We start from the raw sequence: 16,250 nt of genomic DNA, 5'->3' as shown, positions 1-16,250 counted from the left end.
AAAAGGATATGAAAATGACACAACCTTTCGTCTCGATCATAATGCCGGTTTACAATGTTGAACGCTACGTTCGTGAAGCCATCCAGTCAGTTCTCGATCAAACTTATGAAAATTTTGAACTCATCATTGTTGACGATGGTGGAACAGATGCCAGCATTGATATCTGCTCCGAATTTACCGACCCGAGGATCAGGATTGTGCATCAAGCCAATCGCGGATTATCGGGCGCGCGCAATCGTGGCATCGGACTAGCAAAAGGATCTCTTATTGCGTTTCTCGACAGCGATGATCGTTGGCTGCCCAGTAAACTCATGCTGCACACTATTCACCTGACCTGCAATTACCATGTGGACGTAAGCTTCTCTGGTTCGCGCTTGATTGATGAGGATGGAAATCGCCTGCGGGTTGCCATGCGACCAAAGCTCGGAAAAATTTCCGCATCAGACATTGTTGCTCGCAATCCGGTCGGCAATGGATCGGCACCAGTAATTCGCAAGTCAGCGCTAGACAAGATCGCCTTCCAGCATCCCAGATTCCCGGAGCGTACATGCTATTTCGATGAGGATTTCAAGCAATCTGAAGATATTGAATGCTGGTTGAGGTTAGCCTTGTCGGCTTCCGCAAATTTTGAAGGAATAGGTGGTTTGCTGACGGAATATCGAATTGTATCCGGCGCTTTGTCTTCCAACGTCGTGCGGCAATTTGAAAGTTGGGAACGAGCTATCGATAAAACAGCTCTTTATGCGCCCGATTTTATCAAAAAGAATAAGGCAAGGGCAAAAGCTTATCAGCTCCGTTATCTCGCACGCAGAGCTGCGAGCATGGGGGATGGGCCGTTCGCGCTCTCCCTTTCGCTTCAGGCCTTGGTCACGTTTCCAAAAATGATACTTGAGGAGCCTCGGAAAACTATCATCACCAATCTGGCTTGTTTGGCCGCACGCATCATGAAGCCGGCACAGTTTGCTGCATTTGCCGGTTCGTGGACTGGGCAAAGGAAAGCAATATGAAAAGGACTCAAATCACCCATTTGCTTGATGACTTTGCGCTAGGCGGCGTGACGAAAAACCTTGAGCTTTTTCAAGACCCAAATCTCACCGCGCGATATGAATCGACCATTGTCGAGGTTGACCCAAAATGGTCTATCGCACCTAAATTGAACACCGACATTATTCTCGTCCATTTTCCACCGAGTTGGAAAGTTCTCGCATTTCTTGTTTCTTTGCGAAGCCGGAATCCCGATATTAATATAGTGTGGATGGAACATAGTTATAATCGCGAATGGGAAGCCTTGCACGTCCCCGTTAAATCTCGTTTTCGCGCTATGCTGCGATGCGCGGTCGCTTTATTTGACAAAGTGATCTGTGTTTCCAATGCGCAAGCAAAATGGCTCAGTGAAGTTACGCAGGTCAATGAAAGTGCCTTTCATGTGATTAATCCATGGAGCAATTTCACGGGGTTGGAACAGATTGCATTGCCTCGCTTTTCCGCAAACAGGTCGCTCACAATAGGTGCTTATGGCCGGTTTACGAAAGCCAAAGGATTTGCGGAGCTAATCGAGGCGGTGAAACGCACTGATAATGCAAGCAATATATATCTTCATATTGGTGGCTATGGGGAACAGGAAGAAACGCTCCGCGCACTCGCTCATGGTTGCCCAAATATTCGATTCTTCGGAGAAATAGAATCCCTACCTGATTTTTTAAGCCGCTGCGATGTCGTGGCCGTGCCGTCGCATTTTGAAAGCTTTGGCTTAGTTGCAGCAGAGGCAAAGATGGCTGGACGTCCGATTATTGTTGCACCAGTTGGTGGTCTGCCGGAACAGGCCCTCAATTCTGGCGTTGTCGTTGATTGCAGAGATCAGAATAGTCTGGTTTCGGTGCTCAACGACCTTCGGCGGCTGCCGCTAACCGAAATGTCTCATTCGGCTCGGCAACAGGCTATGACTTTTGAGGATCAGCGGTTATCGGACTGGCTCAATTTTTTGCATCAGACACCAGTTGGAGCCGTCACGCGGCTTCCGAAACATCTGTCGGTCTAGGGCGCAGGCCATTTCCTATCAAGATGAGCGCCGGCCAATATAGATAGGCCAATATCTCTAGATTTTCCCCAAAGCTGTAAAGAAAAAGCAACAACAGCAAGGACAGGCCGACACGGGCTTCTGGGTATCGATATGCTCTTTTTGCGAGTAAGAACAAACTCACCATCATCGGAATTGCCAAGGCCAACAGACCAATAATTCCTTTTACAAACAGCAATCCATACCAGCTATGATGACTGCCAATGACCATATATTCTACTAAGTGGGGACCTTTTTCGACAATACCGTGACCAAACCAGGGGGCCTCCTCCTGCCAACGGTCAACGGCGATGCGACCTAAGGTCGCTCGAACCCGAGTAGAATCTGCGCGCGCGCCTTCGAAATTTGATCGCACTTCTCCGGCAGTCTGAACAATATTGACAGAGAAGAAACCGATAAAAAGTAGAACCGGTGCCGCCAGAAACCAGATGACGGGTTTATTCATCCGCGAGATTGCAAAGGCCATTGGCCAAATGACGGCAATTGCGACCAGCGCCAATCGCGACTGGCTGAGCAGTGCCACTATTAAACCGGCGCTAATTCCTATGACCTTCCATTTCAGTTCTTGTTCTTCAATAGCACAAATTATGTAAACCAATGCGACCATGCCAGCGGCAGGTGACCATGGTGCAAAGAATTGCCAGCGTGGAATGCCAGCACCGGGTTCTAACGTGTAAAGCGTGGTTGCAAAATACTCCGGTCCAGGACCGCCTACGATTTTCAAAGGAGAGACATAGAGTGTCTCCGGTAGGCCGACAAACGGTGCTATCAGAAAGATCGGCAACAGAACCAATGTTTGTGCACCAAGTTTGCATATCGCACGATATATCACAGCCGGGCGCACATCGAGGGCAGCGCCCGCTATAATGAATATGGCGAGCAGCGCCCATCCTTTGGCCCATCCAATCGACGATTTAATTGTAGCGCCAAGACCAAGGTCAAAGTTAATATGACCGACCCACAATGTGACCAGCAACAAAGCCATACCGGCAATCCAGGTCCATACGCCCAATCCAGCTTTATGTGGTTTTTGATGTTCGGGTAAGCCGGGAGCCAGATAATACCGCCAGGCAACATGAAGTGCGAGTATCCAGGCGATAACCGGTCCGGCAATATATAGACCCCCGATCAACCACAAAGCCCATGTGCTCAATAGGGAGTAATATATCAGGCGTTCGGCAAAACTTTGCGGATGATTATCTGTCTGAACCACAATAACCCAAATCCGATCAATAACACCAAGGACGACCCTAATGCTCCAGCTATAGCGACAATAGTGGACGGCGACGAGCGTTCTTCTGGCAAGCTCGGCTCTTCCAGTGTTTGAACCAGAGGATAAGAAGCGAACGGATCTGCCTTGTTGGTATCAATTCTCGCAAGAGCTGAGGAGAAAACGGCTTCTGAGACGCGCAGGTCTCTTTGTAGATCCGCCAATTGTGACGCCTGGTTGACCAGCTTTGGTGCCTTGGCTGTTTGCTCTGATATTTGCGCACGAATGTCTGCCAGTCCGGCGCTGGCACCGAGACGTTCTGAATCACGAGCAACCATGGCGCCAACTAGTGCACCGCGTTCGCTGGACATTGATAGATCGGCAAAACCCATCAGAACTTCTCCGCTGAGGCCAGTTAGTTTGCTGCCGCGGGCAAGCATTTGGGTTTTTAGCTGCTCATTCTCGGCATCGATCTGCTGTACCTGACTGTGATTAGGGCCAAGCGTAGCCTTTTTCTCCGAAGCGGAAGTATTCACAGTTGCATAGCGGGCGAGCAGAGATTGAAAAACCGGATCAGCCTTTAGGGTGAACGCTTTGTTTGCGGTGGCGACCGATATGTTGAGCGCGCTGGCAATTCGGGACGCTGTGGCCGATGCGCGCTTGGTATCGGTTCGGGCCTGCCGCTCGCGATCCTGGAGTGAATCGAGTGCAGATATCCGGTTGTTAAACTGCTCCAATGACACAAGACCGGTTTCGCCTTGAAAGGCCAACAACTTTTGTTGCGCTTCACGGACCTTGGTTTCAAGTTGAACCAAACGCTTGCTTTCGGCTTCTTCGCGCTTTTCGCCTTCATCTTGGCGTAGCTGGTCCAATCCATCCAGAAATGCTGCACGCAACGATTGCGCTTTTTTCTGTGCTTGAGAAGGCGAGTCAGCCGTTATACTGACTTCTATCAAATTAGTTTGATCGATCAGCTTCACATGGGGAGCTGACATCTTTTCATTTTCGTCGCCGGCTAATTTGCCTGCTCTTGCCAGAGTGACATCGGCCATCAGCAATCGTTTGTAATTCTCAGTTGGACTGATCGATGAAGAACTAAACGCTGAATTGGTTGCCGTTGTCGCTTGTCCAATCGATTCTAGATTAAGGCTGCTCCCGACACCCGAACCAGGTAAAATCAGTGTGAAAGAGCTATCATAACGATTGGGCATGAGAACGAGAAATGCTAAAGTGATCAGCCATATCAGACCTAGAATGGCTGACATTAACGCGAGGTATCGGGCATACCGCCCCTCGGTATGCAATCCGTCTCGAACGAGATCCCAAAAGCGTTCAACACGCCTTTTCTTTGATATTGGACTATGGATCATTTGCCGATATTCCCAAAGATAAGGGCCGGCGTAGCCGTATCGGTAACAAGGCTCAGAGCATCGCGAAAGTTCATGAAGGCACTGTCATAGCAAGCGAGGGAGTCATTTGGCATTAAGTAAGGATTAAAGGCATCGCGATCCGCGCTGCGAACAAGCCGTTCAACTTTGCGTTCGGTCACAATACTTTGACCATTGATCGGATTACGCGAAATCAAGATAACCTTGCGGCCAGCATTCATTGCAGAACCGCCAACGCAATTCAGCGCAATCGCACCCTGCAAAAGACGTGTTCCATAAGGCAGACTGGTGGTTTTCTCGCCGATGGCTGCGCCGGCGTTATTGTTAGCTGACCGTGCCAGATTAGACATGAACACGCGAATGCCTGGAGCGGTGATGGCGCTAGGGCGAACCAGCAAAGGATCAAAACATTTCTTTGATGGAACAATAAGACGATCCAGCGCAACTACAGGGCGATTACTATGATCGGAGCCGTCGAAATTACCCGTCAAATTTAACTGCGTCCACTTGCCTCCTCGAATCAAATACACAGTATCGACGGCGGCATCGGGACGAACCCCACCCGCCACCTGTAGCGCCGTCGATACTGTGCGACCTGGATTGGTATCCCCGCTGGTCAGCCCTTCTTTTTGGCCTACCCGGTCTTCGGTGCGGCGGTCCCCAACGCGCACCGAACCAGGTTGAAATACCGCTCCAGATATTGAAATTGCGACACCCGAATTTTCGATCAAACGAACATCAACATTGCTGCCGATGTCCCTTACAAATCCCGCGGATAACAAATGCGATCTGATCGCACGTTCTGCTGCCAGAACATTGTTTCCCGCTATCGCAATCGGGGGGATTTGGGGTAGTTGAATGGAACCATTTTCCGTCAGAACATAAATTCCTGTTAGAACGTCGACATCCCCAGCAACAGTTACTCTAACCCGATCTCCGGGAGACAATATATTACTTCCACCGGGCAAATCGTTCGGTTCGACAAAATTACTGGCTTCAAGAAATTTTGGGCGACTAGGTTGAATGCAAGAAAAATTGTGCCCTTGATCGCTTGAGTCTGCCGTGCGCTGACGCTGTTGATTCATCCACCGACTGTCGGACAAATTGCTTGGCGCAGGACCTGCCGCGCAAGCGCTCAGCAGCGAAACTACGGATAGCGATGTGATAAGGCGGGTAAACAAATTCATCTTCAAAATCCTGACAATGGGTTTCCCCCAACTTCGCAAATCATATGCCAGAATTAATATATTCTATTATATCAGTGGGTTACAATAATTCATCCAATAAATAAATGTCATTAATTGCAAAATGCAAACGGAATATTAGCAAAATGCAACTATCGAGAGCTATGGTAGCTGCCATCAAAAAGAGGATATTTCTATGAAAGGCGTGATTTTTACAGAATTGGTTCGGTTTATGGAGGAGACCGTCTCGCCCGAATTCGCAGACAAAGTATTGGTCAATGCGGATCTACCCAATAATGGTGCATTTACGAGCGTAGGGAATTATCCCACCGCCCATGCCGCCAAGATGATCGAGGCAGCAGTCGAACTCAGCGGGATTGACGCTTCTGAACTCAGCCGGCAATTTGGGCGAACACTATTCTCACGCTTCATCATATTATTTCCCGAGATTCTGTCACGCTACAAGAATGCGTCGGAGTTATTGGACAATGTCGGACCACATATTCACACCGAAGTATGCACGCTATATCCAGATGCTCAACCGCCGCAGGTCAGCACCGAAAAAAAAGGTGACAGATTGATCGTGCGCTATTCGTCCCATCGACCAATGGCGGCAATTGCTTTTGGTTTAATTGAACAATGCTTGATCCACTATGGCGACAATCGCGAGGTGAGCTGGGAACGGGACGCCCCCGCTTTCAGCGCATCGTTCATTATTGCTCCGCCGAGCGCGGCGGCAGCATAATGTCCAAATCCGTTCATCATGCGCTGGTTGTGGAAGATATGGCCAGTCTTGCGTTCAACTATTCTGAGCAGCTTAAGAATGAGGGTTTTGAAGTAGATATTGCAGATGACGGCGCAACGGCCTTGCAATTGCTGCAATCTGCCAAAAAGCCCTATTCTATTATCCTTCTCGATCTTCAATTGCCTGACATTGATGGTCTGGACCTTTTACAACAGAATAGTGCTTATCTACAAAATAGTTCCGTGATTGTGGTAACGGCCGATGGATCTATCAATCGTGCGATCAAAGCGATGCAGGCTGGCGCATACGACTTTCTGGTCAAGCCGATTGCCCCGGAACGATTGATGACAACCGCTCGCAATGCGAGTGAAAAAAGTGAACTGGTTCAGGAAGTCCGGGCGGTTAAACATCTTCGGGACCGAACGAATTTTCATGGATTCATCGGAAAATCGCCGCAAATGCAAGCTCTGTATAAAGCTATTGAAAATGTTGCGGATAGCAAAGCGACAATTTTCATTACCGGTGAAAGCGGGACCGGCAAGGAAGTTACCGCAGAAGCGGTGCACAAGCAGGGTAAGCGCGCAAAAGGTCCGTTTGTTGCGATAAACTGTGGTGCGATTCCCGCAGATTTGCTTGAGTCCGAAATTTTTGGTCATATGAAAGGATCCTTTACCGGGGCCACTTCGGATCGAGTGGGGGCTGCTCTCGCAGCCAGCGGCGGGACGCTGTTTCTCGACGAAATCTGCGAGATGGACATTAAACTCCAGGTAAAATTACTCCGGTTTCTACAAACTGGAACCATTCAGCGAGTGGGCAGTTCAAACACTGAACAGGTCGATGTGCGCGTGGTTTGTGCAACAAATAGAGACCCGGCCCATGAAGTAGCTGAAGGACGGTTTCGGGAAGATCTATTCTATCGGTTGGCGGTTATCCCTATTGAGATTCCTCCACTTCGTGATCGTGGACATGATATTTCCCTGATCGCCAATGAGTTTTTGCGCCGCTTTTCGGAAGAAGAAGACAAATCCTTTCAGAGTTTGGACGGTGACGCAGCACTGGCATTGGCCGCTTATGACTGGCCAGGCAATGTCCGCGAATTGCAGAACCGTATCAGACGCTCGATTGTGATGAACGAAGGTGCCGTTCTGACGACTGAAATGATCGGAACTTTAGCCAAGGATAGCGGTGTTGTTGATCGATCCAACGAGCTAGAAAAAACGGCCGACGGACTTAACGCGAATCCGTTGGACAATATGTCGATGGAGGAAGTCGAACGCTATGTTGTTGATCGTGCCCTCGCCCGCGAAGACGGGAATGTGCCCGCGGCCGCGAGAGCGTTAAAACTCAGTCCTTCAACGCTTTATCGAAAGATTGAACGCTGGGCCTCTTAGCTGATTGAATTGCCAAATCATCGGCAAGTTAGAGGGAATCGAACCTCCGATATATGGATTGTCCGTCATCAGATAACTCAAGACAGATACGCTGTTAATCGTGGCAAATGTTTGGCATCATCTGTTTGATTGGAACAAAGCGGCTATCCCAATGTCCGTTTTTGCGCTCAAAGCGGTCATTGGCGTGAACAATCCAAGCCGTCTGACATTGGGCCTTTCTCGAAAGTCAGCTTTTCTCGCTGAGGCTCCCAAAGCAGACAGTTCGCAATCGGCCCAAAAACCGTCATACCATCTTGAATGTCCGCTAACGACCACACTTTCAGGCATACCACGTGGCGAAAGCTAGTGTCCGCTTTCGGGATATTGCGGACATTAGGAGTTACGGTTTTTGATCAGTTCAATTGCAGTCAGCTGGAGATAAACTTCATCTAGATTTGATCTAATGTCGCTGACATATTCGCTTACTTGTTCGGCATTTACCTTTGTGGATTGCCCTTTGACGGCAAATTCATGCACATCTTCGAGCCGCGCGGTAATCAGTGCAAACAATCCAGTTCGTACCTTGATCGGATCAATCTCGTCATCTGTGAATGCCACGCCAGAACCCATGCTCGAAGTCGTTTAGAAGTCCATATGCAGCTGTCACCATTTCGTAGATAAACGACTGGACTTCAGTGCTTGTTCTAGCATGGTCATTCCTGTCGCGAACAATGATCGCGACAAGCCGCCCGCTTCAACAAGCGAACTGCGGCTCGGGTCAGTGGAAGCGCTGGATAGTCCAGCGCCTGTTGGAGACCTTTAATGCCAAAATCAAAACCGCAAACCAAATCGTCAAAAGTCATAGCGCTGCTATCGCGAACCAGCGGCGCAACTCTCACTGAGATTTGCAAAGCAACGAACTGGCAGCAACATAGCGTCCGTGCTTTTCTGACCGGCCTGCGTAAGAAAGGCTATCTGCTCGCACGCGAACAGCGCGGTGAAGATGGGACAGCCTGTCGCATCACACAAGGTCTAAACGATAAAGACGCCAAAGGTGCAGCATGACCGTGCTGGATGATCAATTGGCTGAACTCATGGCCATGCCCCCTGCCCAATTGCGGTCTGCCTGGCGTGATACGTTTAAGTCCCCAGCGCCCGATATCGGACCCGACTTGCTCCGACGAGGGATTGCCAACCGCTTGCAAGAACGTGTTCATGGTAGCCTGACTGGTGCAACCAAACGAGAGATCGAGCGACTTCGCAAACGTGTCGAATGGACAGGTAAAGCCGGATATGCGCATGCGATCTCGTTGAAGACTGGAACAAAACTGGTCAGCAAAGGGTCCGAGCTTCGTCTGGCTATCGCTCCGGACAATGGTCCTGCAAAGCACCAACCCGATCCGGTATTAGTGCGTCTTATTGCGAAAGCTTTTGCGGCGCGAGACTATCTGATCGATGGAACAACATCACCTATGATATCGGATTACTCTCAAAGGCATTTAAGAAACCTCGCCCGGTTAAGCTTTTTGGCACCTGATATCATCACTGCCATTGTTCGAGGATCGCAACCGGTCAATCTGACTGGAAGACGCCTTCTACGCGCTGGTGACCTCCCTCTTGATTGGGCTGGACAGCGGACGCTTCTAGGGTTCGAATAAACCCCAAATCACTCAAATTTCAAAAGTGCATCCCGTGCCAGCGTTTCGGGGCCTCGAGATAATCCGGCTATTTGCTGCGATATGGCAGACGACAAATGGTCTCTGGACAACAGTTCACACAAACAGCACAAGCTAAGTTACGGAAACTTAGGGACTAAACTGGCCACCAGTTCATGTCGCTGGAGACGCTCAAAATCGGGGGAAGAAATGGTGCTGCTAGGGAGAATTGAACTCCCGACCTCGTCATTACCAATGACGCGCTCTACCACTGAGCTACAGCAGCACTAGTTTCATTGCAGGAGCCATCTGCTCCAAGCCCCGCGCCTATGGCGAAAGGGTTAAGGACTTGTCAAGCGCAGTTGCAATTTTCATGTTTCGCTGGCAGATATTCTCCATGCCAAAGCCACAACCAAAGTCCGAAAAACAGCGCAGGGAGGCCGCAAAGGCCGAACGGCTTACCGAACAATTGCGCGCCAATCTGCGGCGGCGCAAGGCGCAGGCCAAGGATTTGAAGGATGACAGCCCAAATTAGAGGTTGTTAGAGGGCGCTAGACGGAGACCACAGCCCGTTCGGGTTCGATAATCTCAAACTCTGTTACCGCATCGATAAAGCTTTGCGCCACGGGCGTTACTTCTTCCGTCGCCGGATCAAACCAGACATAGGTCAGTTTGACAACGTTCAGCAGCACATCGTCACGCACGATATGAGCAATGGCAGAATAGCTGGTCCGGCCGAATCGGGTGATGCGTAAACAGACATCGATTAAGTCATCTGCCTTGGCGGGAGCGCGAAAATCGACCTCGGCATGGCGGACCCAATTGTCGCCGCCAAATAGTTCCAGAAACTTGCCCGGAGAATCTTCATTGCCTGTGGCGCCGACAAGCTCGCGAAAATATTCGGTTACACCGATATCGGCAAAGGCAAGATAATTTGCATTAAATACAATGCCCTGCATATCCGCCTCGGCATAGCGCACGCGGATAGGAGTGATCAGTCGAAAGCCGGCGCGAGGGTCTTTGGTGTCTGTTGTCATGAAGAAAATTGTCCGTTGATATTTGGTGCTCCACACTTGATGCCGAACCCAGGATGAGCGGGTGTGAAAACTAAGCCTGGGCTTCGCATCAAGTGCGGAGCGCGCCAGCATTCAGACTAGAGGGGCAGATTAGAGGGGGGCGCATTGCTCCTTGAGCCAATTGAGCGCGTCGCCTTCGACTTGCGGCCCTACAATATCAAGCACTTGTGCATGATAATCATCGGCCCATTTGCGCTGGCTGTCGGACAGAATGGCAACGTCAATCAAACGACGGTCGAGCGGCGCAAAGGTCAGTGTTTCAAAGCCCAGCATATCCTGCTCTGCCCCGGGAACTTCCCGTTCCTCGACAAGGATCAGGTTTTCTATGCGGATACCGAACGCATCATCCTTATAATAACCCGGCTCGTTGGAGCAGATCATGCCAGCTACCAGCGGCTCAGCAAACCCGCCAAAAGCAGCGATCCGCTGCGGCCCCTCATGCACCGATAGATAAGCGCCTACGCCATGGCCTGTGCCATGGGCATAATCGACGCCATCGGCCCAGAGATATTGCCGTGCCAATATGTCGAGCTGTCCGCCTGTGGTTCCCTTGGGGAAGACGGCCTTTGCCAGCGCAATATGACCTTGCAATACCTGCGTATAGCGTTTGATCATCTCTGCCGTGGGTTCTCCCACCGCCATGGTCCGCGTCACATCGGTGGTGCCGTCGCGATATTGGCCGCCGCTATCGACCAGATAAAGCGTGCCGGTTTCAATCTTGCGATTGGTTTCCTCATTCACGCTGTAATGGCACAGCGCGCCATTGGGTCCAGCACCGGAAATGGTACGGAAAGACAGGTCCATCAGCTTGTCGGATTGCCCACGAAATTCAGCCAGCTTGGCCGCGACCGATAGCTCGTCATGGCTGCCTTTGGGCGCTTCTTGCGAAAACCAGTGGAGAAATTGACTGAGCGCCGCGCCGTCGCGTGCCTGGGCCGCTTTATGGCCGTTGACTTCCGTGTCATTTTTGATCGCTTTGGCAAGAATTGTGGGATCGCGCTTTTTGACGATATGCGCGCCAGCCCCTTCGAGCTGTCCAAAGATCGCGGCGACGGATCGCTCCGGATCAACACCAATTTTCTGACCGTCATATTCCGCCAAAGCATCGGGAAATTCGCTGTAATCCCGCAGCGCAACTGCATTACCGAGATGCACACGCACATCATCGGTCAATTTTTCCGGCGCTACAAATAGCTCGGCATTGCCATCGGCTTTGACTATCGCATAACCGCGCGGAACCGGCGTATTACTGATATCCTTGCCGCGAATATTGAATGCCCAAGCAACAGAATCGAGCGCGGCGATTACGGTCGCATCGAGGCCTTCGTCCTTCAACCAAGCGGCAATATCTGCACGCTTGTCCGCAGCGCTTTTTCCAGCAAATTCATCCGGCTGCACATCTAGTTTCGCCAATGATGGTTCTGGCTGATCCTCCCAAACGGCATCAATGGGATTGGTCTTAACCGCCACCAGATTCGCCTTATTCTTCGCTAGTTTCGCTTCCGCCGATCTGGCCCAATCCTGCGTATGCAGCCATGCATCATAGCCAATAGAAGAGCCTTCAGGCGCGTTTGCGCCGAGCCAATCAATGACACTTTGATCTGCGGTACCGACATATTCATAAAGTTTGCCATCCACCTGATCGCGTACTTGGATGGTGTAGCGCCCATCGATGAATATCGCAGCTTTGTCCTTGAGCACAACTGCCGAGCCCGCTGATCCGCCAAAGCCGGTTAGCCAGGAAAGGCGCTGCGCATAGTCGCCGACATATTCGCTCATATGCTCGTCGCAAATCGGAACAACAAAGCCATCCAGGCCATCTTTTACCATTTGCTCGCGCAAAGCGGCGAGCCTTGCTTCATAAGTGGACATCAACATTGGCTGCGAAACTCCTTGAATTAGCGCTTTAGCAAACACATAGGTGTTTCAGACGATTTCCGCCACCAATTTCCCCAAAGAGAGGCGTTATGAAAAAGATATTTTTACCGCTGATACTGGCTGCCAATCTGGTTGCTGCTCCAGCTTTCGCGCAATCTGAAACAGAAGAGATAATGACAAAAAAAATGGAAAAACCGCCAGTCGCTGAGCAGCGGCCTCATAGCTATGAACGCCACGGCTATACGATTAGCGATCCTTATCACTGGCTGAAAGATCAGAGCTATCCCAAGGTCGATGATGAGGATGTGCTCGACTACCTGAAAGAAGAAAATAAGTGGTTCGAGCAGAATATGGCTGGGCAAAAAGCGCTCACCAAATCACTGTTTGCGGAAATGAAAGCCCGAATCAAAGAGGATGAAAGCTCCGTCCCGCAAAAAGATGGCGATTGGATCTATTGGGCGAAGTTTGAAGAGGGCATGCAATATAAGCAGCATTATCGGAAATCCGTTTCCGGCGGTGCAGATGTTCTGATGATCGACGAAAACGAGCTGGCTAAGGGTAAGGAATATTTCCGGCTCGGCGCGATGGCGGTTAGCCCGGACGGCAAGCTGTTGGCCTTTTCCGTTGACGACACGGGCGCGGAACGTTTTGAAGCACGGATCAAAAATCTCGAAACCGGTGAAATGCTGCCGGACGTTATTCCCGGCACCTTGTCCAGCCTGGTCTGGTCCGCAGATTCCAAAAACCTGTTATACGGTCTCGCCAATGAAAACTGGCGCACCGACAATGCGCGGATGCATGTGATCGGCAGCGATCCCAAAGATGATATCGAGCTGTATAAAGAAAATCAGGACGGCTTTACCGTTGGCATTGGTCTGACCCAATCGGAGAAGTTTATCGTCATTGCCACCGGGGACAATGAAACCAGCGAAGTGCGGCTGGTTCCAACCGACAATCCGACGGCAGAACAGTTGCTCATATCGCCGCGCAAAAAGGGCCGCGAATATTCGGTCGAGGAGCATGATGGGAAACTTTATATCCTCACCAATGATGATCATGTGAATTTCCGTCTGGCGACAGCATCGCTGGACAAGCCGGGAGAGTGGACAACACTCATTGCCGGATCAGACGAATTCTACCTGACGGACATGACGACGTTTAAGGATTTCTATGTCACCGAAGGCCGCGACAATGGTCTCGATCAGGTCGAAATCCGCTCCTATTCTGATCCGGCGAAGATAGAGCGCATCGCTTTTCCTGAGGCCAGCTATAATGCTGGGCTCGATGGCAATCCGGAATATGATGTCAACAAGCTGCGGCTGAGTTATGAATCTATGATCACACCGGATACGGTCTATGACTACGCGCTGGCGGACAAGAGTTTGGAAACACTGAAGGTTCAGGAAATCCCTTCGGGCTATGACGCGAGCCAGTACACTACCGAACGCCTGACCATAAAGGCGCGCGATGGGGCGATGGTTCCGGTTTCGCTGGTCTATAAAAATGGCACGAAATTGGATGGCAGTGCACCGCTGCATCTCTATGCTTATGGCGCTTATGGCTATGCGGTCCCACCTAGCTTTTCGACCACAAGGCTATCGCTCGTCGATCGCGGCTTTGTTTATGCCATTGCCCATATAAGAGGTGGCGATGATCTCGGCCGCGACTGGTATCTGCAGGGCAAGCTGATGCAGCGCACCAATACGTTCAACGATTTTGTCGATGTCGCCAAAGGTCTCGCCGACAAAGATTATACGGCAAAAAGCCGGATCAGCGCTTCTGGCGGGTCTGCTGGCGGCGAGCTAATGGGCGCGATCGTCAACAGCGATCCCGATCTCTGGGGCGCGATTGTCGCGCATGTACCCTTTGTCGATGTGCTCAACACGATGCAGGACGAAAGCCTGCCGCTCACCCCCGGCGAATGGCCGGAATGGGGCAATCCGATCACCGATAAAGCGGCTTTTGAATATATCCGCAGCTACTCACCTTATGATCAGGTCAGTGCACAAAATTATCCACCGATGCTGATCACTGGCGGTCTCAATGACCCGCGCGTAACCTATTGGGAGCCAGCCAAATGGGCTGCCAAGCTTCGCGCGACCAAGACGGATGACAATATCTTGTTGCTCAAAACCAATATGGGCGCAGGCCATGGTGGCAAGTCCGGCCGCTGGAACCGGATTGAGGAAGTCGCAGAAGAGTTTGCGTTCATTCTCTGGCAGATGGGAATGACAGAATCAGAGAAATGAGCGAGCATTTCCTCGATATAACAGCGCAACCGGAGGATATTGACGAGCTAGGCCACGTTAACAACGCGGTCTGGGTGCGCTGGATTCAGGAACTGGCTACAGCCCATTGGCAAGCCATAGCTCCGCCGGAATATATCGAGCGCTATATCTGGGTCGTAAGCCGTCATGAAATTGACTATCGCGGCAATGTCAGCGCTGGCGAGACCGTGACTGGCCGAACCTGGATTTCCGAACCACCAAAGGGCGCGCGTTTCTGGCGCAATGTCAGTTTCGCGGGAGCTGACGGGAAGTTGAAGGTATCAGCAAAGACCAATTGGGCGATTATTGATCAAATCAGGGGACGCCCTGTTCGCGTTCCCCCAGAACTGTCGGCTTTGTTCCTGTCTGAAACGTAACGATCAGGGCGCTGGTATCGGCGTCACCGGAGCTAGCGGCGAGGGCTGATCAACACGTTCCCCTTCGGCTGTACGCAATTGCTGTGGTTCCAATATCGCCGCTGTTTCAATGACGTCCAATGCCCGGCGCGCTTCGTTATAGCGCCGCGCTTTTTCCATCCATTGACTGGTCAGTTCATCGCCATTGTCAGTGCCCGGCAATTTTTCAACCTCGGCAATAGCTGCATCAACATTACCATTTTCGACATAGCGTTTCGAACGGATCAACCTTTGCTGCGGCACAGGGGACGGCGTTCCGTCCCGGCGCACCACGAATAACTCAGACATTTCACGCTTGAAATCCGTCCAAAAACCTTCGCCGCTGGAACCACTGGTCAAAGACGGGCCGATATCATCCAGTCCCGTAGACAGTTCTTCGAGCGTCACCGGTTCCCGCGACGCATTGACAATTGTCGTCATCGCCTTGGGCTGGGCGTCACCAAAACGCAATCGCAGCTGTGATTCAATATAGCCAAGCGGTGAACCGCGATCGAGCGCGCGGCGGGCTGCAAAAGCGATCAGCAAGCCTTCGGCCCGAGCAGCATTGCCGGAAGCCGCCTGCGCCTGAACATTGATCCGCGATAACCGATCTTCAAGATCCGCAACCCGCACCGCCAAAGCTCGCTCTTTATCCGGTGTAAGCACCGGAATTTCAGTAGGCACAGGTTTTACGGGCGGTGGCGGCAATACCGTTCCGTCTGCATCAATACGCTTCGCCAAGGCTGTCGCCGGATCAGCGGCACCCGATGTTTGCACCGCTGGTACGGTCGCGGCGGCCTCATCTGTGCCACCAAACGGATTATAGCGTGAAAATATCCAACCTGTCAGAATCGCACCGCCAACAAAGGCGACAACCATCAGCACCAGAACATTCCGGGTCAAATTGCTTTTTCCGCCCGAAGAGGCGATTTTTTCATAGTCCCGACTCATTCAACTTCCCTAGATCCTGTTCGCCGGCTCAGCGTCCGGCCCCAAATATCACAT

17 protein-coding genes and 1 tRNA gene are annotated in these 16,250 nt (G+C 51.2%); 10 read left to right on the top strand and 8 right to left on the bottom strand.

The features are described 5' to 3' along the window. Nucleotides 1–14: 14 nt before the first annotated feature. Nucleotides 15–1,007 (top strand): glycosyltransferase, encoded by a 993-nt coding sequence (locus ABJM21_RS16065; RefSeq protein ID WP_348301928.1) that lies wholly within the window; start codon nt 15–17, stop codon nt 1,005–1,007. Then, nucleotides 1,004–2,038 carry a glycosyltransferase family 4 protein gene (locus tag ABJM21_RS16060; protein WP_348301927.1) on the top strand — a complete coding sequence of 345 codons (1,035 nt, stop codon included), beginning with the start codon at nt 1,004–1,006 and terminating at the stop codon, nt 2,036–2,038. The genes ABJM21_RS16065 and ABJM21_RS16060 overlap by 4 nt, the downstream gene beginning before the upstream one ends. On the opposite strand, the gene ABJM21_RS16055 is transcribed toward ABJM21_RS16060, so the two are convergent. The 3 genes from ABJM21_RS16055 to ABJM21_RS16045 all read right to left on the bottom strand — a co-directional run bounded on the left by ABJM21_RS16055 (nt 2,007) and on the right by ABJM21_RS16045 (nt 5,862). Then, nucleotides 2,007–3,290, bottom strand: a complete 1,284-nt coding sequence (locus ABJM21_RS16055) for an O-antigen ligase family protein (protein ID WP_348301926.1) — start codon at nt 3,288–3,290, stop codon at nt 2,007–2,009. The two genes, ABJM21_RS16060 and ABJM21_RS16055, sit on opposite strands and share 32 nt — an antisense overlap. Continuing rightward, nucleotides 3,245–4,339 (bottom strand): hypothetical protein, encoded by a 1,095-nt coding sequence (locus ABJM21_RS16050; RefSeq protein WP_348372741.1) that lies wholly within the window; start codon nt 4,337–4,339, stop codon nt 3,245–3,247. The genes ABJM21_RS16055 and ABJM21_RS16050 overlap by 46 nt, the downstream gene beginning before the upstream one ends. A 314-nt stretch (nt 4,340–4,653) precedes the next feature. Continuing rightward, a complete protein-coding gene (locus tag ABJM21_RS16045; protein WP_348117742.1) occupies nt 4,654–5,862 on the bottom strand; it encodes a polysaccharide biosynthesis/export family protein in 1,209 nt (402 codons plus the stop codon). Between the two features lie 193 nt (nt 5,863–6,055). Between ABJM21_RS16045 and ABJM21_RS16040 the strand changes: the two genes are divergently transcribed. The 3 genes from ABJM21_RS16040 to ABJM21_RS16030 all read left to right on the top strand — a co-directional run bounded on the left by ABJM21_RS16040 (nt 6,056) and on the right by ABJM21_RS16030 (nt 8,341). Continuing rightward, entirely contained in the window at nt 6,056–6,604 is a 549-nt protein-coding gene (locus ABJM21_RS16040; protein ID WP_348117740.1) for a heme NO-binding domain-containing protein, read from the top strand. Then, nucleotides 6,604–7,995, top strand: a complete 1,392-nt coding sequence (locus ABJM21_RS16035; RefSeq protein ID WP_348117738.1) for a sigma-54 dependent transcriptional regulator — start codon at nt 6,604–6,606, stop codon at nt 7,993–7,995. The genes ABJM21_RS16040 and ABJM21_RS16035 overlap by 1 nt, the downstream gene beginning before the upstream one ends. A gap of 151 nt (nt 7,996–8,146) precedes the next feature. Then, the gene (locus tag ABJM21_RS16030) at nt 8,147–8,341 is read left to right on the top strand and encodes a hypothetical protein (RefSeq protein ID WP_348301924.1); all 195 of its coding nucleotides are present in this window, start codon (nt 8,147–8,149) and stop codon (nt 8,339–8,341) included. Between the two features lie 26 nt (nt 8,342–8,367). Here the strand turns inward: ABJM21_RS16030 and ABJM21_RS16025 are convergent, their stop codons facing one another. Continuing rightward, nucleotides 8,368–8,592 carry a hypothetical protein gene (locus tag ABJM21_RS16025; RefSeq protein WP_348117736.1) on the bottom strand — a complete coding sequence of 75 codons (225 nt, stop codon included), beginning with the start codon at nt 8,590–8,592 and terminating at the stop codon, nt 8,368–8,370. A 204-nt stretch (nt 8,593–8,796) separates the two neighbouring features. Here ABJM21_RS16025 and ABJM21_RS16020 point away from each other — a divergent pair, with 204 nt between their 5' ends. Both ABJM21_RS16020 and ABJM21_RS16015 read left to right on the top strand, forming a co-directional pair. Next, on the top strand, nt 8,797–9,039 hold the full coding sequence (locus ABJM21_RS16020) for a DUF3489 domain-containing protein (RefSeq protein ID WP_348117733.1): 243 nt from the start codon (nt 8,797–8,799) through the stop codon (nt 9,037–9,039). Continuing rightward, complete coding sequence (locus ABJM21_RS16015; protein ID WP_348117730.1) at nt 9,036–9,632, top strand: DUF2924 domain-containing protein; 597 nt, start codon at nt 9,036–9,038, stop codon at nt 9,630–9,632. Before ABJM21_RS16020 ends, ABJM21_RS16015 begins: the two co-directional genes overlap by 4 nt. 208 nt (nt 9,633–9,840) lie before the next feature. Here ABJM21_RS16015 and ABJM21_RS16010 read toward each other — a convergent pair. Continuing rightward, a tRNA-Thr gene (locus tag ABJM21_RS16010) sits at nt 9,841–9,915 on the bottom strand. Between the two features lie 63 nt (nt 9,916–9,978). Here ABJM21_RS16010 and ABJM21_RS16005 point away from each other — a divergent pair. After that, nucleotides 9,979–10,164: a hypothetical protein gene (locus tag ABJM21_RS16005; RefSeq protein ID WP_348382177.1), complete on the top strand. Its 186-nt coding sequence runs from the start codon at nt 9,979–9,981 to the stop codon at nt 10,162–10,164. Nucleotides 10,165–10,180: 16 nt separating this feature from the next. Here the strand turns inward: ABJM21_RS16005 and ABJM21_RS16000 are convergent, their stop codons facing one another. Then, the gene (locus ABJM21_RS16000) at nt 10,181–10,666 is read right to left on the bottom strand and encodes a thioesterase family protein (RefSeq protein WP_348301922.1); all 486 of its coding nucleotides are present in this window, start codon (nt 10,664–10,666) and stop codon (nt 10,181–10,183) included. A 129-nt stretch (nt 10,667–10,795) separates the two neighbouring features. Beyond that, nucleotides 10,796–12,577 (bottom strand): aminopeptidase P family protein, encoded by a 1,782-nt coding sequence (locus ABJM21_RS15995; RefSeq protein ID WP_348302080.1) that lies wholly within the window; start codon nt 12,575–12,577, stop codon nt 10,796–10,798. Between the two features lie 179 nt (nt 12,578–12,756). Here ABJM21_RS15995 and ABJM21_RS15990 point away from each other — a divergent pair, with 179 nt between their 5' ends. Together ABJM21_RS15990 and ABJM21_RS15985 are read left to right on the top strand one after the other, a co-directional pair. Continuing rightward, a complete protein-coding gene (locus tag ABJM21_RS15990) occupies nt 12,757–14,832 on the top strand; it encodes a S9 family peptidase (RefSeq protein WP_348302079.1) in 2,076 nt (691 codons plus the stop codon). Continuing rightward, a complete protein-coding gene (locus ABJM21_RS15985) occupies nt 14,829–15,227 on the top strand; it encodes a thioesterase family protein (RefSeq protein ID WP_348301921.1) in 399 nt (132 codons plus the stop codon). Before ABJM21_RS15990 ends, ABJM21_RS15985 begins: the two co-directional genes overlap by 4 nt. A 3-nt stretch (nt 15,228–15,230) precedes the next feature. Here ABJM21_RS15985 and ABJM21_RS15980 read toward each other — a convergent pair whose 3' ends face one another. After that, nucleotides 15,231–16,196: a mitofilin family membrane protein gene (locus ABJM21_RS15980; RefSeq protein ID WP_348301920.1), complete on the bottom strand. Its 966-nt coding sequence runs from the start codon at nt 16,194–16,196 to the stop codon at nt 15,231–15,233. Nucleotides 16,197–16,250 lie beyond the last annotated feature (54 nt).

The sequence above is a fragment of the Parasphingorhabdus sp. genome (assembly GCF_039977335.1).
GTDB lineage: Bacteria > Pseudomonadota > Alphaproteobacteria > Sphingomonadales > Sphingomonadaceae > Parasphingorhabdus.
Note: the sequence above shows the minus strand (reverse complement) of the source record. Positions and strands in the feature narration are given on the sequence as shown.

Excerpts from the sequence above, each read along its gene's own strand:
- ABJM21_RS16065 (WP_348301928.1), top strand. The coding sequence starts at position 15 with ATGACACAACCTTTCGTCTCGATCATAATGCCGGTTTACAATGTTGAA.
- ABJM21_RS16060 (WP_348301927.1), top strand. The coding sequence starts at position 1,004 with ATGAAAAGGACTCAAATCACCCATTTGCTTGATGACTTTGCGCTAGGC.
- ABJM21_RS16050 (WP_348372741.1), bottom strand. The coding sequence starts at position 4,339 with ATGGCCGATGTCACTCTGGCAAGAGCAGGCAAATTAGCCGGCGACGAA.
- ABJM21_RS16045 (WP_348117742.1), bottom strand. The coding sequence starts at position 5,862 with ATGAATTTGTTTACCCGCCTTATCACATCGCTATCCGTAGTTTCGCTG.
- ABJM21_RS16040 (WP_348117740.1), top strand. The coding sequence starts at position 6,056 with ATGAAAGGCGTGATTTTTACAGAATTGGTTCGGTTTATGGAGGAGACC.
- ABJM21_RS16035 (WP_348117738.1), top strand. The coding sequence starts at position 6,604 with ATGTCCAAATCCGTTCATCATGCGCTGGTTGTGGAAGATATGGCCAGT.
- ABJM21_RS16030 (WP_348301924.1), top strand. The coding sequence starts at position 8,147 with ATGTCCGTTTTTGCGCTCAAAGCGGTCATTGGCGTGAACAATCCAAGC.
- ABJM21_RS16020 (WP_348117733.1), top strand. The coding sequence starts at position 8,797 with ATGCCAAAATCAAAACCGCAAACCAAATCGTCAAAAGTCATAGCGCTG.
- ABJM21_RS16015 (WP_348117730.1), top strand. The coding sequence starts at position 9,036 with ATGACCGTGCTGGATGATCAATTGGCTGAACTCATGGCCATGCCCCCT.
- ABJM21_RS16000 (WP_348301922.1), bottom strand. The coding sequence starts at position 10,666 with ATGACAACAGACACCAAAGACCCTCGCGCCGGCTTTCGACTGATCACT.
- ABJM21_RS15995 (WP_348302080.1), bottom strand. The coding sequence starts at position 12,577 with ATGTCCACTTATGAAGCAAGGCTCGCCGCTTTGCGCGAGCAAATGGTA.
- ABJM21_RS15990 (WP_348302079.1), top strand. The coding sequence starts at position 12,757 with ATGACAAAAAAAATGGAAAAACCGCCAGTCGCTGAGCAGCGGCCTCAT.
- ABJM21_RS15985 (WP_348301921.1), top strand. The coding sequence starts at position 14,829 with ATGAGCGAGCATTTCCTCGATATAACAGCGCAACCGGAGGATATTGAC.
- ABJM21_RS15980 (WP_348301920.1), bottom strand. The coding sequence starts at position 16,196 with ATGAGTCGGGACTATGAAAAAATCGCCTCTTCGGGCGGAAAAAGCAAT.